General features: G+C 41.7%; 18 protein-coding genes. 2 read left to right on the forward strand and 16 right to left on the reverse strand.

The window, feature by feature from the left end; translation table 11 throughout:
• Positions 1-9: 9 nt before the first annotated feature.
• Together P2W73_RS04895 and upp are read right to left on the reverse strand one after the other, a co-directional pair.
• Complete coding sequence (locus P2W73_RS04895; protein WP_276500877.1) at positions 10-1,023, reverse strand: PorP/SprF family type IX secretion system membrane protein; 1,014 nt, start codon at positions 1,021-1,023, stop codon at positions 10-12.
• Positions 1,024-1,278: 255 nt separating this feature from the next.
• Positions 1,279-1,929, reverse strand: coding sequence for a uracil phosphoribosyltransferase (upp, locus tag P2W73_RS04900; RefSeq protein ID WP_276500878.1), 651 nt, complete (start codon positions 1,927-1,929; stop codon positions 1,279-1,281).
• 180 nt (positions 1,930-2,109) lie between these two features.
• Here upp and P2W73_RS04905 point away from each other — a divergent pair, with 180 nt between their 5' ends.
• The gene (locus tag P2W73_RS04905; RefSeq protein ID WP_276500879.1) at positions 2,110-3,207 is read left to right on the forward strand and encodes an anhydro-N-acetylmuramic acid kinase; all 1,098 of its coding nucleotides are present in this window, start codon (positions 2,110-2,112) and stop codon (positions 3,205-3,207) included.
• A gap of 15 nt (positions 3,208-3,222) precedes the next feature.
• Here the strand turns inward: P2W73_RS04905 and P2W73_RS04910 are convergent, their stop codons facing one another.
• The 13 genes from P2W73_RS04910 to P2W73_RS04970 all read right to left on the reverse strand — a co-directional run bounded on the left by P2W73_RS04910 (position 3,223) and on the right by P2W73_RS04970 (position 20,339).
• Entirely contained in the window at positions 3,223-4,263 is a 1,041-nt protein-coding gene (locus tag P2W73_RS04910; protein WP_276500880.1) for an adenylate/guanylate cyclase domain-containing protein, read from the reverse strand.
• Positions 4,238-4,636 (reverse strand): response regulator, encoded by a 399-nt coding sequence (locus tag P2W73_RS04915; protein WP_276500881.1) that lies wholly within the window; start codon positions 4,634-4,636, stop codon positions 4,238-4,240. The genes P2W73_RS04910 and P2W73_RS04915 overlap by 26 nt, the downstream gene beginning before the upstream one ends.
• Positions 4,637-4,645: 9 nt before the next feature.
• Complete coding sequence (locus P2W73_RS04920; protein WP_276500882.1) at positions 4,646-6,592, reverse strand: tetratricopeptide repeat-containing sensor histidine kinase; 1,947 nt, start codon at positions 6,590-6,592, stop codon at positions 4,646-4,648.
• Positions 6,593-6,601: 9 nt separating this feature from the next.
• Complete coding sequence (locus P2W73_RS04925) at positions 6,602-9,979, reverse strand: sensor histidine kinase (protein WP_276500883.1); 3,378 nt, start codon at positions 9,977-9,979, stop codon at positions 6,602-6,604.
• Between the two features lie 48 nt (positions 9,980-10,027).
• Entirely contained in the window at positions 10,028-12,193 is a 2,166-nt protein-coding gene (locus P2W73_RS04930) for a sensor histidine kinase (RefSeq protein WP_276500884.1), read from the reverse strand.
• A 9-nt stretch (positions 12,194-12,202) separates the two neighbouring features.
• Positions 12,203-12,385: an ATP-binding protein gene (locus P2W73_RS04935; protein ID WP_276500885.1), complete on the reverse strand. Its 183-nt coding sequence runs from the start codon at positions 12,383-12,385 to the stop codon at positions 12,203-12,205.
• A 111-nt stretch (positions 12,386-12,496) separates the two neighbouring features.
• Positions 12,497-13,114 carry a c-type cytochrome gene (locus tag P2W73_RS04940; protein ID WP_276500886.1) on the reverse strand — a complete coding sequence of 206 codons (618 nt, stop codon included), beginning with the start codon at positions 13,112-13,114 and terminating at the stop codon, positions 12,497-12,499.
• A gap of 222 nt (positions 13,115-13,336) precedes the next feature.
• Positions 13,337-13,627 carry a 7TM-DISM domain-containing protein gene (locus P2W73_RS04945; RefSeq protein WP_276500887.1) on the reverse strand — a complete coding sequence of 97 codons (291 nt, stop codon included), beginning with the start codon at positions 13,625-13,627 and terminating at the stop codon, positions 13,337-13,339.
• Between the two features lie 211 nt (positions 13,628-13,838).
• The gene (locus P2W73_RS04950) at positions 13,839-14,579 is read right to left on the reverse strand and encodes a LytR/AlgR family response regulator transcription factor (RefSeq protein WP_276500888.1); all 741 of its coding nucleotides are present in this window, start codon (positions 14,577-14,579) and stop codon (positions 13,839-13,841) included.
• 17 nt (positions 14,580-14,596) lie between these two features.
• Positions 14,597-15,676, reverse strand: coding sequence for a sensor histidine kinase (locus P2W73_RS04955; RefSeq protein WP_276500889.1), 1,080 nt, complete (start codon positions 15,674-15,676; stop codon positions 14,597-14,599).
• Positions 15,645-16,004, reverse strand: a complete 360-nt coding sequence (locus P2W73_RS04960; RefSeq protein ID WP_276500890.1) for a DUF4288 domain-containing protein — start codon at positions 16,002-16,004, stop codon at positions 15,645-15,647. The genes P2W73_RS04955 and P2W73_RS04960 overlap by 32 nt, the downstream gene beginning before the upstream one ends.
• Before the next feature lie 131 nt (positions 16,005-16,135).
• The gene (locus tag P2W73_RS04965) at positions 16,136-16,930 is read right to left on the reverse strand and encodes a LiaF transmembrane domain-containing protein (RefSeq protein ID WP_276500891.1); all 795 of its coding nucleotides are present in this window, start codon (positions 16,928-16,930) and stop codon (positions 16,136-16,138) included.
• Between the two features lie 193 nt (positions 16,931-17,123).
• Positions 17,124-20,339 (reverse strand): TonB-dependent receptor, encoded by a 3,216-nt coding sequence (locus P2W73_RS04970; RefSeq protein ID WP_276500892.1) that lies wholly within the window; start codon positions 20,337-20,339, stop codon positions 17,124-17,126.
• A 254-nt stretch (positions 20,340-20,593) separates the two neighbouring features.
• Here P2W73_RS04970 and P2W73_RS04975 point away from each other — a divergent pair, with 254 nt between their 5' ends.
• On the forward strand, positions 20,594-23,851 hold the full coding sequence (locus P2W73_RS04975; RefSeq protein ID WP_276500893.1) for an amidohydrolase family protein: 3,258 nt from the start codon (positions 20,594-20,596) through the stop codon (positions 23,849-23,851).
• A 225-nt stretch (positions 23,852-24,076) separates the two neighbouring features.
• Here P2W73_RS04975 and P2W73_RS04980 read toward each other — a convergent pair whose 3' ends face one another.
• Positions 24,077-24,367: a hypothetical protein gene (locus P2W73_RS04980; RefSeq protein ID WP_276500894.1), complete on the reverse strand. Its 291-nt coding sequence runs from the start codon at positions 24,365-24,367 to the stop codon at positions 24,077-24,079.
• Positions 24,368-24,408 lie beyond the last annotated feature (41 nt).

Genomic DNA, 24,408 nt, shown 5'->3' on the forward strand with positions numbered 1-24,408 from the left:
TTACGTCAATTAAAATTTGGGGCAATTCAGCTTCTTCGCATTTGGGTCGGTCGGTTTCTTAATATAGATCAGTGAAATTTCAACACCGCCCCTGGAGTTGGAGGCAGGTTTTAATGAAGAAGTATTTACATCATACGATGCTCCAAAATGCCATTCGCCAAACTCCAGGCCGACATAAGGGATAATGGCATCTTCAAACCGGTACCAACTGCCCAGATAAAAGTTGGTGGGATTTTCTTCATCATTATTGACGTTGAGTGAAAAAGCACCACCGATCATCGTGTTGTGAGCTTTGGCTTGCATGCTGTGATTAGCGGCCACGTGTAACGAATTGTAAGAGCCAACTGGTATTCTTGCACCACCCTGTATGGTGGTTCTTGCATTCAGTACAAAATCGCCTTTTTGAAAACTTTCTTTGGGCCTGTTGATATGATACATGGAAGCCCCGAGGTAGAAATTATTATAACCGTTGGTGGTTCCGTTATAAATAAAACCAGCATTAAGGTCAAAATAATTAAGGTTTACCTGCTGAGCCGAAAAGCTTTCATTGGTGATACCCGTAAACCCCGACGAGGTCAGCTGATCTTCGAATAAGAGTTTGGCTGTGTTTAGCCGTTTATTCATATAAGTGCCCTGGAAACCGGCACCCAATTGGTGATAGCCGTTTTCATCCAACGCTTTGTGATAGGCGATGGACAATCCGAGATAATTACTATTCAATGCCCCATCACCGGCTTTATCACTGTAACCCATGATACCAACACCAAACTGATCGAAGTCGGGGATCCTGTTTTTCAGGATACCCATATCCAGTGAGGCCGTCATCGTAGTGTAAGCATTATTAATAGTAGGCCATTGGTTCCGGTAATTGGACGCAAAGCGAAATACCCCATCAAATTTTCCCGTCATAGCCGGGTTCATAGTAAGTGGCGAAGCAAAGAATTGGGAAAAATTGGGATCCTGGCCAAGGGACTCAGTAAGCAATGAAGCACAAATAGCCAGGGTTAAAAGAAGTTTTTTCATCTCAGCAATTAAGTTTTTTCTCTGCAGACGCACCATGTTATTTGTGACAGGAAGCATTCTATAAACGTTGTCTCGTTTTTAAAATTGCCCGAAATTGATTGCCTGCACAATTTGTCTATAGAGTGGGCAAAATACAATAAATAAAAGACCCGCAAAAGACCCCGGCTGCTGCTTTTTATAAAAAACGGGAAATTATTCAGGCCAGTTGCCCTACCATTAAAACTGACCTTGTTATTGCCAGTCGAAATGTGCAATCTACATCTGCACTTTTACGCCAAAAGCCAGGTCACCTGCATCACCCAAACCCGGCACGATATAACCTTTGGCGGTCAGTTCATCGTCAATATCACCACACCAGATAGTAACCTGGGGATCTTCTCTTTTTACATACTCAATGCCGACGGTGCAGGCGATAGCAACCACGATATGAATTTCTTTTGGATGACCCTCTTCTTTAAGAAAATGAATGGTTTTGACCAGCGACGAACCTGTGGCGAGCATTGGGTCCGATATGATGACGACCCTGTCCTCCAGCTCCGGGCATGAAATATAATCAAGGCTAATTTCGAAACTTCCATCCTGGTTATGCTTGCGGTAGGCGGAGATAAATGCGTTGTCGGCTTTGTCAAAATAGTTTAAAAGACCCTGGTGCAACGGTAAGCCTGCCCGTAATATAGTCGCCAATACGGGCTGTTGTTCTAAAACCTTGCAATTGGCTGTTCCCATGGGTGTTTGCACTTCTTTTTCAGTGAAGGGCAATACCTGGCTGATCTCGTAGGCTGCTACTTCACCGATTCTTTCCAGGTTGCGGCGAAAGCGCATCCTGTCGGCCTGGATATCCACATCCCGGAGTTCGCCAACCCAATTACTGATAAGACTGTGTTGCTCACTTAAGTTTATAACCATTGCTTGCTGTATTTGGTTTCAGAAGTTTCACAGGTTTAAAAGGTTTAAAAGGTTCAATAGATTTAATACGCTATAAAAAGTTTGTAACTGCTGCCAAAACCTCTGGAACGTTTTGAACTTCTTAAACTTTTAAACTTTTCTTCGCATTACTTTTGGCAAATCTAATCTAAAATCAGTTTAATGATCTACAGGGCAATAGGCTTAATGAGTGGCAGTTCATTGGATGGGCTTGACATCGTTTTTGCAGAAATACATGAAAACGGCGGAAAATGGAGTTATGAAATAAAAGCAGCCGACTGCTATCCATATGCATCAAATTGGATCGATAAATTAAAAAATGCCGTCACATTAAATGCGCTGGACTACCAGTTACTACATACCGATTACGGCCATTACCTGGGTCAACAGGTGAACCGTTTCGTAGAAGAACATCAATTGCAATATAAGGTGGCAGTGATTGGGTCCCATGGCCATACCACATTTCACCTGCCGGCTAAAAAAATGACAGCTCAATTGGGAGATGGTGCTGCTATCGCGGCTGCTACCAGTTTACCTGTTGTCTCGGACCTGCGGGCAATGGATGTTGCATTGGGAGGGCAGGGGGCGCCAATCGTTCCCATCGGTGAAAAATTGTTGCTGGGTGATTATGATTATTTTTTAAACATTGGTGGGATTGCTAATATTTCTTTTAACCAGGAAAGCTTCCTGGCATTTGATATTTGTGCCGCTAACCGGGTGCTGAACATGTTGGCTGCCAGAGAGGGCAAGGAGTATGATGAGGGCGGAAAAATGGCCGCATCCGGCAATGTAGATAATGCTTTGCTGGCAAAATTGAATGGATTGGATTTCTACAAAGAGGCATATCCAAAGTCCCTGGCGAATGATTTTGGAACTAACATCGTATATCCGTTAATCCTGGATGCGGGAAGCAGCACTGCTGATGCATTGCGAACTTATTCCGAACATATAGCAATGCAGGTAACCCATGCCATTGCATCAGTCAACACCCTAAAACTTCAAACTTCGGGCCTTAAACTTCTGTGCACTGGTGGCGGAGCTTTTAACAACTTCCTGGTGGAACGATTACACGATCACCTAAAGCAACTGGATATAGAGGTGATGATTCCGGATGAAAAATTGGTGAAGTATAAGGAAGCGCTGATCATGGCGCTGATCGCCGTACTGCGCTGGCGGGAAGAAACGAATGTATTGGCCACAGTTACCGGAGCAAAAAGGGATTCAGTAGGCGGTGCGATGTGGATGGGCCAGGAGGAGTAGATGCTCATCAATTCGTCAGCCCAGCACTTCATAAGCCGGGATGGGATGGGCTTTGTTTTTCAAACTTACTTCGCCTATTGGCCGGCAGTTAAATGACTCTTTTACTTTTTCATAAGCCGCTTCGGTAATAACTATTTGTCCATCCCCGGCCACAGACTGCAGTCGTTGTGCAACATTCACCGTGTCACCTACAACCGTGTAATCCAATCGCCGAAGATTGGCCGACCCGATATTGCCCGAAACCATTTCACCGCTGTTGATACCAATGGAAACTTTTGGAAAAAATGATACTTTGTTTGTCTGTTGGGGAAGTTTTTCGATTTGACAACGGACAGCGAGGCAGGCATCAATGGCACGATCCAGGTGATACTCGCCCCTGAACACGGCCATGATGGCATCGCCGATAAACTTATCAATATGTCCATCCTGTGCGATGATCTCTTTTACCATTACGTCAAAATAGTTGTTCAACAAGCTAACCACTGTATCGGGGTCTTCATTTTCACTGATTTTGGTAAAACTGCAGATATCTATAAATGCAACGGTGGCTTCCAGCGTTTCATTCGCCATGAGTGACGATTCATATTCCCGGCTGTTCATAAAATTGAGAACCGATTCATCCACATACATCCGCAGTATATTGTTTTCCTTGATCGCCCTCAGTGTTTCCTTCATTTGCGAAACATGGCGAATCGTTTTTTCCATGGTCAGTTCCAGGTCCTCAAAGTTTACCGGTTTGGTAATAAAATCGAAAGCGCCGCGGTTCATCGCGGTACGAATGTTTTCCATATCGCCGTAAGCAGATACGATTACTGATTTTAATAACGGTTTTGTTTCGTTTAATTTGGTAAGCAGGGTGAGTCCATCCATTTCCGGCATGTTGATATCGCTGAGCACCACATCCACATCCGTGTGCTGCTGCAACTGGTCCAATGCGTGGATGCCGTTTACAGCAAAAACAAATTCATACTTGTGCTCCCGTATTTTTTGCCGGAACTTTTGCTTGATCAGCGCCTCCAGATCTGTTTCGTCATCTACTACCAATATTTTTGCCATGAGCAACTATTTTTAGTTTTTCTTTTAATAAAGTAAAATCAATAGGCTTCGTCAAAAAATCATCGGCGCCCAGTTTCATGGCCTGGTTATGATTCTCCGGATCGCCATAGGCTGTTATCATCATCACAACGGGCGGTGGTTGTTCAAACCTGGTCTTTATGTGGCGCAACAGTTCAAGTCCGCTCATGCCGGGCATATTGATGTCTGAAAGTATGAGAACGGCTTCGTGAACATGATGGTTAAGATAGTTAAGTGCTTCTTCGCCGGAATAAGCGAAAGCAAATTCCGTTTCCCCGCTCCGGATCTCTTTTCGGAAGCGTTGTTCAAACAGCGACCTCACATCTGTTTCGTCATCTACTACCAGTATTTTCATTTTTAAAATTTACATTGGTAACTGAATAATAAATTCTGCGAATTCTCCTTCCTTGCTTTCCGCTTTCATGAGGCCGTTATGCCCTTTGGTAACGATGTCGTAACTTAAGGACAAGCCCAAACCTGTACCTTTTCCCGTTGGCTTGGTAGTGAAAAATGGCTGGAACATCTTTTCCATGATGAGTTGGGGAATGCCGTTCCCATTGTCTTTTATGCTAATCTCTATTTTATCGGGTAGTTTCCTTGTGCGAACGGACACGGTTGGCTCATAATCAACTGGCTGTTGTTTCCTTTTTTCAGTAACGGAGTAAAAAGCATTGTTGATTAAATTTAAAATAACTCTCCCGATATCCTGTGATACCACATTTATTTTTTCAACAGCAGGGTCAAAATCGGTTTCAAACCTGGCATTAAAGGATTTGTCTTTTGCCCGCAGGCCATGGTAGGCCAATCTCAGGTATTCATCAGCTAAAGCATTGATGTTGGTTGGTTCTTTTATCCCGCTGCTGCTGCGGCTGTGTTGGAGCATTCCTTTTACTATGGCATCAGCTCTTTTACCGTGGTGACTTATTTTTTCTTCGTTAGCTTCAATATCATCAGCAATTGAATTAACATCCTCAATGTTTCCTTTTTTAATTTCTGTTTTTAGCTCTGCAATCAATTCTTTATTTACGTCCGAAAAATTATTGACAAAGTTTAACGGGTTTTGAATTTCATGAGCAATACCAGCGGTAAGTTCACCAAGCGAAGCCATTTTTTCTGCCTGGATAAGTTGAGCCTGGGTGGATTTCAATTCAGTTAAAGTACTTTCTATTTTTTCTTTTTGTTGCTGCAGTAAAGCGTTAGCTTTTTGTTTATTCCTGTTATTCCTGAATAATATTCCTGCTATTACCAATAAGGCAATAAGTCCTCCTAACAGGGAATACGTTCTTAGCTGATTTCGATATTTTAATTCTGAGGCTTCAATCTCCTTCTGCTTCTCTTGTTCTTTATAAGCAAGGTTTTGAATAGCCATGGTTTTTTCACGGCTAAATAAGCTATCCTTCACATTAAGCGCTATCCTTAAATATTTTAATGTGCTATCAGGTTTATTTTGTGATCCATAAATATCGGCAAGCATATTTGCAGCTTTTAGCATGCCAATGGGATACCTCTTTTCTATTTTTTCTGACAATACTTTTTTAGAATACCAGGCAGCAGAATCAAAATTATTCGTTGCCTTGTATACACCGGCAATGCCATTATAGCTATCAATCAGATCTGTTATATTATTTTTTATTGAAACTGATATACCATTCCGGTAGAAAAACAGCGCCGAATCATAATTGGACTTGCCGGCATAAGTATCTCCTAGAACATGAGATATGTTTCCTTCGGCCCATGAGCCGTTCAATTTTTCGAAAGCTTTTTTTGCATATAGCAGGGCGGAATCAGGTTGATTCAAGCGATGATACACCATGGCCAAATCTCTCCATGCGTAAGGGAGTTCCCAAGTTGTATCAGCTAATTTTAAAGATTCACGAGTATAACTTAGACAGGTATTATACTCCCCCAAATAATAATAACACCAGAACACAAGAGCATATGCCCAGGGTACTCTTAAAGGATTGATTTTTTTGGCAAGAGAAAGTGTTTTAAAACTGTGATCCAGGGCCAGCGGGTAATTTCCTGAAATCGTTAAAGACCAAGCTAAACCTCCTTCTGCTTCAAGAATTCCATCCTCAAAATTTAATTTTTTTGCCAGGTCTAAAGCCTGTTGTGCATAGGCAACTCCTGTATCAGCGGAGGAAACAACATATTCATAACTCAACCCAGCAAGCAGGCGTACTTTATTAGTATCCTCTTTTGCGATCGTCAATTCATTTTTTAAGCTATCAATATAAAATTGATTTGATTGCTGTGCTTCAGCAACAGTTATTGATAAAATAGTTATCAGAGTAGCAGCTAAGTTTTTCATGACTGTAAATTAGACATTCTCTTTCATTGGTAACCGGATAATGAACTCTGATCCCTCACCCTCCTTTGTTTCCACTTTTATTTCTCCGGCGTGTGCTTTTACAATATCATAGCTTAACGATAAACCCAATCCTGTTCCCTGTCCCGTTGGTTTGGTAGTAAAGAAGGGTTGAAATATTTTATCCAGTACTTTTTGAGGAATGCCGTTGCCGTTATCTTTTATTTTTATTTCCACTTTATCCTTACTCTTTTTTGTGCTGACTGAAACAACAGGGTCGTATCCATCACTTGCTTGCTTTTTCTTTTCTGTAACTGCATAAAATGAGTTGGTTATTAAATTAAGAATTACTCTGCCGATATCCTGCGGAATGATATTGATGTTGCCGATGCTTTCATCAAAATCAGTTTTCATAGTTGCATTGAATGACTTGTCTTTTGCTCTCAGTCCATGATAAGCTAACCGCAAATACTCATCAGCTAAAGCGTTAATGTCAGTTGGTTCTTTTACGCCACTACTGCTGCGGCTGTGTTGAAGCATTCCTTTTACAATGGCATCGGCTCTCTTGCCATGATGATTTATTCTTTCCTGATTTTCTATTACATCGTTTGCTATCGTTTTTGCTTCATCAACATTTCCTTTATCCATTTCTTCTTTCATTTCCACCAGCAATTCTTTATTCACCTCAGAAAAATTATTGACGAAGTTTAATGGATTCTGAATTTCGTGGGCAATGCCGGCGGTGAGCTCACCCAATGAGGCCATCTTTTCAGATTGAATGAGTTGCTGCTGGGTTGTTCTTAAATCAGTTAGTGTTTTTTCAAGTTCTTTATAAGCCTTTTCGATTTCCTTTGCATGCTCCAGCTCTTTTGCTTTTGCTTTTTCCTGCTCACGCCTTATCAGTCGGTTTTTCTGAAACAGGTATAATGCATACAGGATACCGATCAGGAAAAGACCGTAAATCGAATATGCCCACCAGGTGCGCCACCAGGGTGGATCAATAATAATGGTAATATTTTTTTCAGCCCATACGCCAGTATGACTGGCGGCCTTTATCCGGAAGACGTAACGACCTGGCGGCACATTAAAATAGTATGCTCTAAGGTCAGTTCCTCCCTGTCTCCAGTTCTTATCGTAGTTTTCCAACTTGAAAAAGTGCTGGTTATTTTCGGGACTACTATAATGCATCACCGCATAGTCAACTGAAAAAACATCCTGGTTATGGTTCAATCGAAGTTCTTTTGCAATCCCTAATGAAGCATTCAATGAACCGTCTTTTGTAGAAAGCATAGACTCTTCTCCCAACCAGAAATTTGTAAAACTTATTTGTGGAGGAAAATCGTTACTCTTTAACTTATCGGGAAAGAATGCATAAAATCCACCCTGTTCATCTCCAAAAAATATCTCTCCCTCCCTGGTTTTAATCGCATTGATGAATTCAGAACGCTTGCTCTGTTTAATTCCAAAGCTTTTGCCATAGATCTTTAGCGTATCACGCCTGGGGCTAAGCCTGATCAAAAAAGAGTGGGTGAGTATCCAGAGATACTTCTGATCATCTTCCACAATGGACAACACTTTTGTAATGATTTTCCCTGTTTGCGGATCGGTAAAGGCCAGGAAAGTTTCTGAACCAGGATCGAACCTGTAAAGACCATCCTGTGCGCCTACCCATAATGCATCATCGGAATCCCGGAATATGCCGGAGATGTGGCTTCCTCGCAGGTAATGTTTGAATTTCCCTGTTTTTGGATCCAATCGGATTACGCCAAAGCCCCATGTACCTATCCATAGGCGTTCCTGGCGGTCTTCTAATAATTGATATATATTGATGATCCTAAGGTTACCCAAAGTATTCAGGTCACCCCGGAAATGAATGAACTTGCCTGTTTCGGGATCAAGTTGGTCCAGGCCTTCTTCAGTACCTACCCATAATTTTCCTGCTTTGTTTTCACAAAGGACTAAAACAGCATCACTGATCAAACTTCCGGTGTCTTTTGAATCATGTTGATAACGGCTGAGCTTTCGGGTACGGGTATCAAAAAGAAACAGCCCTCCTCTTGCTGCAAGCCAGATCTTATTTTCAGGCCCCTTGCGGATAGCGATAATGTTACTAAATGAGTCAATTATATTTATGTTTCTGATTTGCTTATCCGCACTTATGTTTGCCAACCAAGCACCACTGGCTATCCATAAAACGCCATTGCTGCCTTCATGAAAGGCATCTACAGGACCAGGTACATCATAGTGAGGGATATTAGTGTGTAACGGATCGACCCGGAATATATTTCGCTGCCAGGTGCTGATCCATAATACACCTTCCCTTGAAGTAAAAGCACACCAGCCACTTTGATCGTTAAAGCCACCTTGTTGCTTTAAATCAGAATAGTAATTCGAGATCTTTTTTGTTTTTATATCATAGCGGGTAAGGCCTTGCATAAGTGTCCCGATCCAGATGGCGCCATTGGCATCTTCCGTAATAAACATGATAATATCGTCAGCCAGGGAGAAGGAAGTATTCACGGGTGGGCGGCTCAACTGATCAGGCCGTGAAGGATCATACCTATGCCGTTCAAAGTTTCCACTTGTACGGTCCATAGTGTGTAATCCATCGCCGGCAGTGCCTACCCAGAAAGTTCCATGACTGTCTTCGAAAATAGCGCCGACCCTGTTATCAATCAAACTTGAAGAATCTTCCGGATCGTACAAAAATCTTTTGAACCGACCTGTTTTTTTATCCATGCGGTTCAGGCCTCCTTCTTTACTGATGATATTATTTTTCGCAAAATTGTCGCCTGTACCAATCCATAAAACGCCTTGTTTATCTTCATAAATAACGTTGACTGAATTATTGCTCAAACTTTCAGGATCATGCGGTTGATACTGAAAACGTGTGAACTTTTCTGTTCGTTTATCCAGGCGGTTTAACCCTTCTGCGGTTCCTATCCACAAAAAGCCCTCATGATCTTCAAGAATCGTTATAACAGTATCATTGCTTAAACTGGCGGGGTCTTTTTCTTTGTAACGGTAATGTGTATAGTTGCCAGTAGCGGGATCAAAGCGATCCAATCCGCGAAAACTGCCGATCCAGATGATGCCGGATTTATCGGCATATATACTGGTAAGCCTATTTGACGAAATTGAATTAGAATTTGAAGGTTCGTGCCTGTAAAAACTTATCCTGGAACCATCATACCTGTAAAGCCCGTCAGTCCCTGCAAACCACATGAACCCCTCCTTATCCTGTGTCATACCAAGTATCCATGGCCAGGGCTTTTCTTCGGGTGGCGGAACACGATTGAAACTGATCTCCTGTGATAATACCGGGCCAACCGCAAAAAGCAGCACTAAATGAACAAGTATGATCTGAAAAAAGATTCGAACCCGTTTCATGCTAAGGCAGGTCTTTGATCTTAAGGTTATTTTAAATTAAGTCAATTTTTATTCATTGGGCAATTGAATGATAAACTCCGCACCTTCACCTTCCTTTGTTTCTACTTTTAACTCCCCACCATGTGCTTTTACAATATCATAACTTAATGATAATCCCAATCCGGTTCCCTGCCCGGTTGGTTTGGTAGTAAAGAAAGGTTGAAAGATTTTATCCAGTACTTTTTGAGGAATGCCATTCCCGTTATCCTTTACTTTTATTTCAATAGTTCTATTCACTTTCTTCGTGCTGACTGTAACTGTCGGCTCGTAACCCGTTTCATTCTGTTTCTTTTTTTCAGTCACCGCATAAAAAGCGTTGTTGATCAAATTAAGTATCACCCGGCCAATGTCCTGCGGTACCACATTTATTTTTTCAACAGTAGGGTCAAAGTCGGTTTCAAAACTGGCATTAAAAGATTTGTCTTTTGACCGCAGGCCATGATACGCCAACCGTAAATACTCATCTGCCAATGCATTGATATCTGTTAATTCTTTTTGCCTTCTGCTGATGCGGCTATGCTGCAACATTCCTTTTACAATGGTATCAGCCCGTTTTCCGTGATGAATAATTTTTTCTTCATTGTCTATAACATCTTTTGTAATTGATTTTGCTTCTTTGATATTTCCTTTATCCAGTTCATCATTCATTTCTACAAGCGGTTCTTTATTCACCTCAGAAAAATTATTCACGAAATTCAACGGGTTTTGAATTTCGTGTGCAATGCCTGCAGTGAGTTCTCCCAACGAGGCCATTTTTTCCTGTTGTATCATTAGGTTTTGAGTTTCTTTCAGTTCTTTGAGTGATTGGCTTAATGCGGCAGTACGCTCATTCACCTGCCTTTCCAATACCACGTTTTGAGAGGTCAAAATTTCCTGCTTTTCTTTTTCCTGGGTAAGATTTTTTTCTGAGAGATCATTTACTTCTTTAAGTTTTTGCTGTAAGGAATCATTGACAAAAGCAAATTCAAGACCCAAATAAATTGAAGCTGCCATTGGAATGCTCAACTGGGTCATATTAAAAAGGACGATAGGTAAAGTCGATATAGTTAGAAAAAAGTCGACGTTAACAAGTTTACCTTGAGATAAAAAGATCACAAAGCTTATAGAATAAAGTATAGCGCCCGCAACAATAATCAAAGCCCCTCTTTTTTTTCTTCGCAAAGCCAGAAAAGAGATGCGAAGTATATTAAAGTTCATCAGGTTCTGCGCCAGAATACCGCCTGCCAGCCAGCCCCAGCGATAGAGCCCCGCGTTCAAAAAAAAGCTGATAATTACGTAGAAAACCAGGCTCCAATAGTATATATCTTTTTTTTGTTTAAGCAGGTAATGAATAGCGGTGAGCAAAAAAAGGCTACCGACCAAGAAAAAGACAAATGAAAAATTACCTAAGAAAAATTTATATTTTATCCCGTGTGCTTCTAAATAAAATATATGTTGTAACACGATTGCCGTAATCAAAAAGAGAGCAAACATAGCAAAGTAAAAGTTGGCCTTTTGGGAGGGATAGAAGAGGTAAAAGGCAAAGTGGAGTATGCAAAACAAAAAACAAACGCCAATTATAAAAATATGAAACAATTTGAAACGTGAAACTTGTTGCTCATAAAAACTGACCCCCGATTCCACGTCTTTTATTTGAATCCATAGCGCATGGTTATTCGTTTCAAACATAGTAGTATACCGGATATGTGGTTGAAGTGCGAATCGAACTGCTAAAACCTGCATGGTATTTTTCTTTATAGGAAATGATATGGGTTTCCACAATGGATCATAAGCTTTTACATTTGCCGGATTAGAACTTAGAACTCCAAAGCGATGGATCAATTGTCCATCCAAATAAATTTCTGAGGCGCCGGATTGCTGAATTATTAACGCCAACTGTCTGTCCAGTGAAGGAGTTATTAATAGACGCAACCGAAACCAAACAATTCCTGATTTTGGAATTTGTGGTAAGTCATAAATATCTAACGCGGGATTGATGGTTTCCCAGGCGCCGTCATCATACTCTGAATTTGCATAGGCTGGATTATCAGCGGCAAGAAATTTCCAATCCTTATCCAATAACAATCCTTCCTCAGGCAGACTGTCTACACGAAGCACTTTTGCAACCGTGTCCTGGGAAAGGATTCTTACGTTTGATAAAAAAATAAATAAAATGATGCAGCAGAGTGGTCGCATTTGTGTACGCTATTCATCCATTATTGGTATTTGAATAATAAACTCACTTCCTTTACCTTCTTTCGTTTCCACCTTCAACTCCCCTCCATGTGCTTTTACAATATCATAACTCAATGATAAACCCAATCCTGTTCCCTGTCCGGTTGGTTTGGTGGCGAGAGGAAAGCAATATCTTTTACTGTTCTTTTCCACTATTCTTATCTCATTGTCCTTCTATGTCTTTGTTAATAATAAATAATCAATCCTTGCTGTTATTGACACCCCGGCAAGGATTGATATCTATTCATTGTAATCCCTTTATTATTATTTCATGGGTAACACCGGGGGAGTGGGTTGAACAGAATTATTCTTAATGGGTTTAACGGTCCTCAGGTAGGCAAATATGGCCTTCAATTCATCATCCGTCATATGTTTGACCGGCATCATAGACATGGGTGGCATCAGCGGTCTTGATCCGGGAAGTCCTTTGCTGATACTGTTCCTGACCGCATAAAGAAACTGATTCTCGGTCCACTTGCCTGTTCCCGTCTCATCAGGTGTAAGGTTAGCCGAATAGGAAATTCCCCAGGGACCGATCCAGGCGGTAAAATCTGATGTGACTACCAATCCTTTGCTTTCCATTTGTTTCCTATCGACATCCGGTGCCGGCAATTTTTCAGGGTGTCCGGATAAAAGTAAGGTGCTGTCATCAACCGGTCCCATGGCTGTCATTTTCTTGGGGGTGTGACAGTCATTGCAACCGCCAATTGTGACGAGGTGTTCACCCCATTTTACCTGTGTTTCATAACCTCCAAAATTGGTTTTTTCCGCTGCTGCGGTTGATTCGACCGCCGGTTCGGCTTGTTTGTTATCAGCGCATTTGGCAAAAAAGATGGCAGTGAATACAAGGCCCGTAATAAACGATAAATAAGACTTACGCATAATCATTGGTTTTATTGTAAATAAAAATTGTATTGACAACCCAGGGGTGGAATAATGCTAAGCCAGCGTTTGTTCACAGGGTGATACAAATAATCACAACACAAAGCAACAATCAGGCGTCACCAGTTCGCAAAGGGCAGGTCTTTATTATAAAAGCGCAGATCCTATTTCTATGTAAAAGCTAAGAAATTCACCTGACATAAACTTTAATGTTGTTCACCCTTAAATTTTATTCCGCAAGCTCATGCGAAACCAATAAATATGTTGAGAGTTATCAACTCCTTTTAAAGAGGAAGAGTCAGGGTGAAAGTTATGGCTGAAAGAAGGATTGCTTACTTCATCAATGCTGAGTTTCCCACCAGGATCCTCCAGTATCTGCCAAAATCGATTGTTGATTTCATGAAAATCGGCCGTATCATTTGATATTTCAAAAACAGGCAACGGGTAATTTTGCGACCATACCTCGGCTGCCAGGAATAAAATATGTACACATAAGAACAGGGATTTTTTCATGAACTCAAAAGTTTGATCCACCCGCAATATGTTCGAACAGGAATTTCAGGCAATCGGACAGGGAATTGCTTTCTAAGAAAAAGGGGAGTAGGATTGGAACCCGATCACTTTATGAATATAATACAATCCCTAAAAAGAAAAGAGGAGCTTTAAGTCAAACTCCTCAGCAATAGATTTTGCAATTTTTTTTCAGGATAAATAGCCCGGGATTCTATAAACCTAATACAGCTTTTAGCTTACCATAACCACCCCGGCTGACCGGCACCTTAGCCCCTGTCCGGAGTACTGCTACATGATTGTCCTTCTCGTAAGGATCTATCCGGGTGATCTGTTGCACATTCACAATATAGGAACGGTGCGATCGGACAAACTGCTGACCATCCAGCACCTGTTCAAAATGATTCATCGTTTTATTTTTCAGAAAATACCCTTCCTGTGTATGAATTTTTACATAGTCATCAGCAGCTTCAAGATAAAAAACATCATGCACAGGAATGATCTTGATCTTGCTGCCATTCTTTACAACGATGCGGTTGCTTTGCGAAGGGGAATGTGAAGCAGTTTCTAATAAATCATGTGTGGCCGATTCCTGGGTGTTGTTCTTTTTTTCCAGCCATTTTTTTACGGCCTTATCAAAACGTTCCTGGTTGAAGGGTTTTAGGAGGTAGTCGATGGCGTGTGCTTCAAAGGCCTTGATGGCATATTCATCAAAAGCGGTAGTGAAGATCACAGAAGGTGGCTGTTCGATCAGCTCCAGCATTTCGAAGCCATTGATCTTGGGCATCTGGATATCTAAAAATACGAGATCGGGCTGATGCTGTTGTATTGCTTTTACCCCTTCAAAACCATCACCGCATTCTGCCACGAGTTCAAGGTTAGGATGTTTTTGCAAATATTCTTTCACGATGCTTCTTGCCAGTACTTCGTCGTCTATGATAATTACTTTGCTCATGGATGTGTTCTTGTTGATTATTGCAACTGCGGAATTTTTACCGTAGTTGTAAAAATATTTTGTTTCGCCTCGGTTGTCAGCAGGTCATGCCTGGCAAATAAAAGGTAAAGCCTGCGCTGAACCGATTTTAATCCAAAGCCAGTCCCCTGTTTGGGCGAAGATGTTTCAGGGTCAAAAGGATTGCTTACTTTAATGATCAGCTCATCATCCTGTTTGATGGTTTGCAGGCGGATAATTGTTTCGCCGGTTGTATCATACAAGCCAAACTTTATTGCATTTTCTACAATAGGTTGTAAAAGCAAGGCTGGCAATTTCATATTCTGTGTTGCTTCATCTATTTCAATCATTGTGCCCAACCGGTTGCCAAATCTCACTTTCTCTATGTCAAGATAAAGTTGAAGGTATTGCAGTTCCTCCGTCAGGTTTACCCATTGTGTTTCTTCTTTTTTTATAGTGCCTCTTAAAAAATCGGATAATTGTTGCACCATCTTTCTCGCTTCTTCGGGTCGTATCCCAATTAATGCGTTGATCGAGTTTAAACTGTTGAATAAAAAATGGGGTTGCAGTTGCTGCCGCAGTTTAAAAAGTTCAGCTTCCTTAGCCAATTTTTCGGCGTCTTTTTTTCGTTCTTCATTGCTCTGCTGTTCCTGCCAGGTAAACCAGTTAATGCCCATCATGGTTACAATTCCCAATACCAGGAATCCAATGCTAAACCGAATGACGATCGACCGTTTCAGAAATGCATCATAGTTGGCAAAATCACCCAGTGTAAGTCCCAATACCCATTTGATGAAGAAGAGCCATAACACAGTCAATACAATACACATCACGAGGATATTCATGTATTGGTCCCTGCCGGGTAAGTAATAACGGATCGTATTCATCACTAACAGGCAAACACCTAACAACGGAATATTACTGATAACACTGTCAAGTACAGCGGCGCTCAGGGGAAACTCAAATTTGTACAACAACATGGCATGATCCGCCATCAATACGAACCAGGCTATACTGAATGTGATCAAAAAACGTCTTATCGAAAATGGGGATGCCGGCATTAAATGATCAGGTAAGTTGTAACAAATGAGTGGTTTCATTGCACACAATGTTCTCTGCCTTTTGATTGACTGTATAGATATATGCTTCTGCATTGTCTTTTTCTTCAATACGGGAGTACAGTTCAGCGCCATCGATCAGCTCACTAAGCCGGTACAGTTCACTGATATTGATAAACTGCCATTGAACCAATTGCTCTTTGCGATTATAAAATGTATCTTCTTCCTGCTGCCCCATTTCCTGTGCCTTTTGAAAAGCTTCCTCTTTGTTATTGGCAGCTACAAGCCTGAGTTGTTCATCAAACTGTGGCGTATGCTCACCTTCGCCACAAATAATGCGAAATACAATTTTTGCGAGATACCAGTTCATGTTTGTAGGTTTTGATAGTTTACTTATTTATGTTACCACTGAGCGATAGTCGAAGTGTTTCCAGTTCTCAGCCAGAGTTCTCAAGTTTCGGATATCAACCTGTAACCAGCAACCGGTAACAGGCAACCTTTTTAGTAACTCTTGATCTCCATACCTCCGAAAATCATCGTTCCTTTTAGCACCAGGGTCTTCGTGGGAGATTCGGTTAAGGGTGCAATCTTTCTTTTATCACCAATGCCTCCGAAAATGGTGACTGCTTCAGACTTAATGGCCCAATTGGAAGGCACGATGAGTGTAGCTCCCCCAAAAATGGCTGTTACTTCCAATACTGCCGGTGTGGCCATGTCCGCCTGTGTCAGGTCAATTTCACTACCGCCAAAAATGTTGACAATATCACCCCCTTTAAAATTCTTGGACAGGATCACTTTTTTTGTACCGCTAAAAATGCTGGTACTGTCGATGAAATCATCCTGGGAATATTCCTCATCGCCTGCTACTGAGGCGTTGGCTTGTGATTGCATGTCTGAAATTTTTTTTTGTTTCCAACAGGCGCCGTGTTTGTGCCGGGGACGAAAGATGAAAAAGGCGCCCACCGTAATTAAAATCAATGGCCAGATATGACGGCGCAGATCTCCATTTAAAATATAGTCATTGGCTAAAAAGGCGCCACCGATAATGATAGGTACAAACCAGCCACCATCACGAAACCCTTTGCGAAATCCTATAAAAAGACCGATGGCAATCAACAGCATCTGCCAGCTGAAAAGCCAATCGGGGACAGGTACGCCAAAGCTTCTGACCAGGGCAAGTCCACCAATCGCCAATAAAAAAATCCCCGTCCACATATGTCCATGGCTGCCATGGCGTTCCATCCTGCTTTCCCAACGGTTGCTTCTTTCCTCGTTATAATTTCTGAAATCGTTCATGGTTCGTTCAAATTTTAAGTAAAACTAAGTGCTGGCAAACGAACAGGCAACAGCCAATGGGCAACAAGGAGTGGGAAGTCGGTGAATGCGAAGGTAGGGTCGGTGAAATGCGACCTGATCGCTTTACCGGCTTGCTGTGAAATGAGAAACCCTGCAATGAAGCAGGGTTTCCTGATTAGAACAACAAGCAGGTTTAAAAAATATACCGTAGACCTAGTTGTAATTGCCAGCGGGACTGAAGATCCGGACTGTCTACAAAGGTTTCTGTTTGCGACGGATCAAATTTATAAGTGGGAGCATTGCCGTTATATGATACTGTCAGCGGCTGATAATAGCCGGAGGTAGTGGCATATTGCTTTACACCCCACTCGCTGCTGATCAGGTTTCCGAAATTGATAAAATCGAGACTGAGCTGCAGCGTTTGTTTACTTGTTGTACTGAAATTTAAATCCTGGAGTATGCGGAGATCCAATTGGCTATACCACGGTGTTTCACCGCCATATTTTTCTGTATACTTCCCGCGGAGATCCCGCAAGTATTTGTCTTGTGAAATGAATTTTTTCAAACCTACCCGTTGTGCAGCCGCAGTTTGGGTATTGCCATTTACGTCGAGCAGAGGATCAAAACTCATGGCATCAATTTCTGCATCGGTGGGTACATACAGTAAATCATTGGAAGCAGTACCATCATTATTAATATCGCCACCATAGACATACGCAAAGCGATTGCCCGACGTCCACGAGCTGAACAAGGAAACAGTAGTTGCCAGTTTGCCATTACTATAAAGCCATTTTTTAGATGCGGCAACTAAGAAACGATGTTTGTTTCCATATAATGAATTGGACTCAATAGCTGCATTAGCGTTGTTTAGAATAGGATTTCTGTCAAAGGCATCGCTGGAAATTTCGGCAGAAATGGAACTGGCATCCTTAGCAATACCAAAATTATAAGCAGCCATAGCAAAAAGTCCTTTTGCAAAATTTTGTTGCGCCTGCAGCGATACATTGAATTGATAGCCTTTCTTAGTATTGGTGAAAACATAAGTGTTTGCAGCTCCCTGGTCAGCTGGCAAATAAATTTTTCTTTTATCCCCCGTTCCTGAATTCAGTGTTCCTGTTGGCGTTCCCAATTTATAATTGCGAACCATCATCGCATTTACATCTTTTGTATATGCCACATCAACCGTAAAAATTGTTCCGGAAGGTATTCTGAAATCAGTACCTACATTGGAACGCCATACTTGCGGCCATTTAAAGTCCTTGTCAGTTACGTTATAAAAAAAGCTGAATGGATTGCCAATGTGGTTCCCAAGCCATACAAATGGGAAACGACCGGTAAAAAGACCTGATCCGCCACGAACCTGTACTGTTCTATCTCCTTTTACATCCCAATTGAAACCAATTCTGGGTGAGATCAACGGAGTTTTGGTTGGAAGTTTCGTGTTGTCCAAATCTTTGCCCACGCCGTTAGTAATGCGTCGACCGTCTTTGTCATATAAAACCAATGGCTCATTGTTCGGCAAAGTAGGAGAACTGGCTGTTCCGCCAGCTGGCACGAATTTGAATTTATCCTTAAAATAAACAGGCATATCCATCCGCACACCATAAGTAAGCCTGAAATTATCAGATGCCTGGAACTCATCCTGGGCATAGGCAGAAAACTGTCCAACCGTTAAATAATACCAGGTCCATTGATTAGCTGCGGCTGCGGCTTTAGCTGTGGCCACGTCTACATCCAGGGGGTAAGCTCCAAATACATATTTGCCACTAACAGGAACGCTATCCTTAAAAACTTGAATATCTGCATCAGAAAACAGTGTAGCAGCATAACCAGTCAGGTTAAATGAGTTGCCAAATTTGAATGATTCAAATGAAGCGCCGAAGGTGAAACTATGTTTATTCCTGTAGAGATTAAAATCATTGGTTACCTGGAATGCATCCTGATTTAACCGATTATGTATAGAAAATGGTTCATGGCCTGCGACAATATACATCGTTCCATTCTTGGTAATATTGAGGACCGGGAATGGTGCGGAAAAAGGATTTCTTTTGTCACGAAAAGTTGTGTACACAACTCTTAATTTGTTAGCTGCGTTGCTTCCAAAGTTTGATTTCAACTCCGTACCAAATGAATGCAGCTTATTTACAATTTCATAACCGGAATTGCGAAACTGTTGCGTGATAAAATCAGGACCACGGCGACGAATGGCACTTGGGTGAGCTGGTTTATCTTTTTTTGCATCCAGGCCATTATAGGTAAATGATAATTTATGAACCGAACTGATATTCCAATCCAGCTTAGCCAGCCATTTATAGTTGGTTTGATCATGGGTGTAACCCTGGTAGGGGCCAGTATCATAATCAAATTTGGATTTTAAAATACTGCTAACAGCCTGCAGATCGGATTCCAACACCCGGGATGTATTGGTCTTTCCTGCATTGCCACTATTCTGCGCCACGTAGCTTGAGGCTTCATCTTCCCGCTGTTCGGTTTCAAAACTTAAAAAATAAAACAGTTTATTTTTTTTAATTGCACCACCTAAAGCAAAGCCTGCTTGTAGTTGACTCAAATCAGGTACTACAAACTTTGTCTTATTTACTTTTTTACCGGTCAGGTCCTGGTTGCGATAAAAAACATAAGCTGTTCCCGAAAATTTATTACTACCCGATTTAGTAACGGTATTTACACCTGCACCGGTAAAGCCAGCTTGTGTTACATCATATGGAGCAAGGTTTACCTGTATCTGTTCAATAGCGTCAAGTGAAATGGGTTGTGCATTAGTTTGCCCGCCAGGGGTAGGTGCATCCAAACCAAAGGGATTGTTGAATACGGCGCCGTCTAATGAAAAATTATTGTATTGCCCGTTACGGCCGCCAAAAGACATACCATTATAAGTAGGCGAAGCAGATGGAGCCAAACGCAGATAGTCATCGGCAGACCGGCTGATGGTGGGTAATTCTTTTAATAGCCGGCTGCTGATATTAGTAGAGGCGCCGGTTCTTTTGTTGTCAAATATTTTGGCGCCGGTAGCTGTAACAGTTACACCACTCAACTCAGTAGTTTTATCCTGTAAGGTGACTTCAACAGTATTGTTGAGACCGAGTTCCAAAAAAATATTTTCTGTCACGATTGAATTATGACTGACATGATCGACGGTCACTTTATAAGGACCACCCACTCTAAGATTGGGAACGGTAAAACGACCATCGGACCGGGTGATTAATACATGTTTAATACCAGCGTCGGGGTATTCTACAGTGACAGTTGCTGAGGGCAAGCCAGTACCCTTTGAATCTTGCACCAATCCACTTAGCGTGGCGGTGGTTACTTGTGCTGAAAGATAATTGCAACAAAATACGGTTAGTCCCAGGAACAAAATCCTGGTTGAGATTTGAAAGAACTTTTTCATGCGGTTGTTTTTTGGTATTCTAATTTACGGAGAATTAAGCAACTGGCAGGAAGACGGGGTAACAAAAAAAATAATGCATGAATCCAATTAAATGAGTTATATTATTTATGCACTGCGACATGATAGTTTATTCTGGTATAAATACTGCATGTAATTTCTTTGGTTAAACTTCGCAATCCTTCTTCCTGGCAGATAGCTTTCTCCGATAATCGTGTTCATGACTTTTATTTATCTTCCGCACTAAAATAGTTTACATGTATCTGAAAAGGGCTACGTTCGCAGCCATCCTGTTTTTTTCGGTGATAACTGTTATTGGGCAAGACAAAAAGGAAAAGGAAAAAAAATGGGATGTATCTAACCCGCAAGGAACTTATAAAGAAGTTTCATTTTCCGTTAATGAAGGAACCTGGATGAATTTAGATTTATCACCTGACGGAAAGGAAATTGTTTTTGACCTGCTCGGCGATATTTATAGCATGCCGGCAGCAGGCGGTGAAGCCAAAGTATTAAGAGCCGGTCATGCATTTGAAGTGCAGCCACGCTTTAGCCCGGACGGTAAAAAAATATTATTTACATCAGATGCTGGTGGTGGTGATAATATCTGGATCATGAACCGGGATGGCAGTAATGCAACACAAATCACGAAAGAGGACTTTCGCCTGCTCAACAATGCGTGCTGGGCGCCGGATGGCGAATATATCGTGGCCCGTAAGCACTTTACGTCTGGCCGTTCGCTGGGTGCCGGTGAAATGTGGTTGTATCATACCAGTGGTGGTTCAGGTTTGCAACTGACAGCGAGGAAGAATGATCAGCAGGATGTGAATGAGCCAGTATTTTCTCCTGATGGTCGTTATGTGTACTATAGTGAAGACATGTACCCGGGCGGTTTTTTTCAGTATAATAAAGATCCCAACAATCAAATTTTTGTGATCAGAAGATTTGACAGGGATAAAGGAACTATTGAAACAGTAACCGGTGGACCGGGTGGTGCTATGCGGCCTCAACTATCGCATGATGGAAAATTCTTGTCATTTATAAAAAGGGTAAGAACAAAAACCGTTTTATACCTGCGTAATCTTGAAACAGCAGAAGAATGGCCCATCTATGATCAACTCACCAAGGATCAACAGGAGGCCTGGTCCATATTCGGACTATATACGGGCTATGCATGGACACCCGATGATAAACAGATAGTGGTCTGGAGCAATGGCAAGATTTGGAAAGTGGATGTCAATGCGGTCAACAAGGCAACTGAAATTCCATTTACCTGCCAGGTAAAACAGCGCATTTATGATGCGGTTCGTTATCAGCAAAATATCAACCCTTTTACATTTACTGCCCGTGTTATCCGGCAGGCAGTTACATCACCTGATGGAAAATGGTTGGTGTTTAATGCCGTGGGTTATTTATGGAAAAAACAATTGCCTTCCGGAAAGCCTCAACGAATAACCACTGGTGTAGATTTTGAATTTGAGCCCGGCTTTTCTGCTGACGGCAAAACAATTTTGTATACAACCTGGAATGACTCGGCCGGTGGCGCCATTTACAAAGTGAATATGCAAGGATCTGCAAAGCCTGTCAAGATCAGTAAAACAAAAGCCATTTATCGTACACCCGCTTTTTCACCCGATAGTAAATGGATTGTCTTTCGCAAAGAAGGCGGAAGCGATGTATTGGGTCCGGCCTATACCGCTCAGCCCGGTATTTATATAACGAATGCCGATGGTAGTGACGAAAAGTTGGTAACAGAGAAAGGGACAGATCCACATTTTAATAAAACGGGTGACCGGATCTACTATCTCGCAGGTAGCGGCATGAACAGTTGTAAACTGGATGGAGAGGATGAACGCATTCATGTAAAAAGTACTTACGGCAGCCAGTTTACCCTTTCGCCGGACGAAAAATGGATCGCCTTTATCGATCTGTGGGAAGTATATATAGCTGCCTTTCCTAAAACAGGTAAAACACTTGATCTTGGCAGTGGCACCAAGGACTTTCCTGTGAAAATTGTTTCAAAGGATGCAGGTATCAATCTGCATTGGTCCGCTGATAATAAGAAGCTGCACTATACACTCGGCAGCCAGTACTATTCTATCAATTTGGATGAACGTTTTGAATTTATTGCCAACAAGCCTGACTCATTATTCAAGGCGCCGGAACAGGGCCTTGAAATTGGTTTGGAAGTAGAAGCAGATAAACCGAAAGGGATGCTTGCTTTTACCAATGCAAAGATCATTACGATGAAAGGTTCCGAAGTAATTGAAAATGGAACTGTGTTGGTAGAAGGCAATACAATTAAGACAATTGGTAAAAGCAGCGAGGTGCAGGTGCCTGCCAATGTCAACCAAATTGACTGCAATGGTAAAACAATCATACCTGGCTTTATCGATGCACATGCACATGGTGGCCACTTTCGTTCGGGCATAACGCCCCAAAAACATTGGGCTTACTATGCCAATCTTGCTTATGGGGTTACTACTATGCATGATCCTTCCGCAAACAGTGAAATGGTATTTGCGCAAAGTGAATTGATAAAAGCCGGATTGCAGACCGGGCCAAGAGTATTTTCAACCGGAACAATCTTATACGGCGCCGATGGAAATTTTAAAGCAGTGATTAATTCCATCGACGATGCCAGGAGCGCTTTGCGAAGAACCAAAGCGTTTGGTGCATTTTCTGTAAAAAGCTACAACCAGCCAAGGCGTGAGCAAAATCAAATGATACTGCAGGCCGCCCGGGAACTGAATATGGAAGTAGTGCCGGAAGGCGGTTCATTTTTTTATCACAATATGGCCATGATCCTCGACGGACATACCACTATTGAACATAATATACCGGTGGCTCCGTTATTTAAAGATGTTGTGGAGCTTTGGAAAAATTCGAAAACAGCTTACACGCCGACTTTGATCGTAAGTTATGCGGCTGTCAGTGGTGAATACTACTGGTACCAGCACAGTAATGTTTGGGAAAAAGAAAGACTATTACATTTTACGCCAAGATCAGTGATTGATACAAGAAGCCGTCATCGGACCATGCTGCCTGAAGAGGAATATGATAACGGCCATATCCTGGTTTCAAAAAGTGTAAAAAAACTAATAGATGAAGGAGTGAAAGTAAATATGGGAGCCCACGGACAAATACAGGGTATCGGTGTGCATTGGGAAATATGGATGATGCAGCAGGGCGGCATGAGTAATCACCAGGCATTACAAACTGCAACGATAAATCCAGCCATCAGTTTAGGTTTTGATAAATGGATCGGCTCACTAGAACCCGGGAAATTAGCTGACCTCCTGGTACTGGATAAGGATCCATTGGCCGACATCCGTAATACCGAAAGTATTCGCTATACGATGGTCAACGGAAGACTTTTTGATGCAGAAACGCTCAATGAAACTGGTAACTACAACAGGCCAAGATCGAAGTTCTATTGGGAGTTAAGCAAAAATGCGGATAGTTTTCCCTGGCACGATCAAACGGAACAGCAGGGATGTGGTTGTGGAAAACATTAACCCCAATTTTGCCGTGGCAAAATTTCTGCGAAGCAGAGACGAAAAATTGCTTTGAAGCCAATTTTTGTCAGGGTTAATCCCGACGTTTACAGTCGGGATCGTCCGTCCTAAGGGCAGATTTTGCAGCCAACTGCAAAATCTGGATTAATCTTCATCTAAACATAAATAAAAGAGACTGCCTTACGAAGCAGTCTCTTTTATTTGATATATGCTGAGTGAGTATTTTTAAGAAAGAGAAAAACTTCCACCTAATTTGTACGGTCCGCCTTTTTCTTTAAAACATGTAAACAAAAACCGGGTGATAAATGGCATATTAATTACTTCATTATTGTCCACGATAGCAACTGTTCCGCTTATATAGGTTTCAGTTGATGAAGTCTCAATAGCTCTAAAATTTTTTGGTACCAGCGCCTGTCCGTAACCAATATCATAACGACGATACGCCAATTTTTCTACAAAACTTTCCAGGAACTGCGGCTGATCCAAAATCGTACTGATGAGTAAATTGTTGTTCATGGCTAAATTTTTTTTCTTTAAATCTCTTCCTATTCATTAGA

The organism is Terrimonas pollutisoli (assembly GCF_029360765.1).
GTDB classification, from domain to species: domain Bacteria; phylum Bacteroidota; class Bacteroidia; order Chitinophagales; family Chitinophagaceae; genus Terrimonas_B; species Terrimonas_B pollutisoli.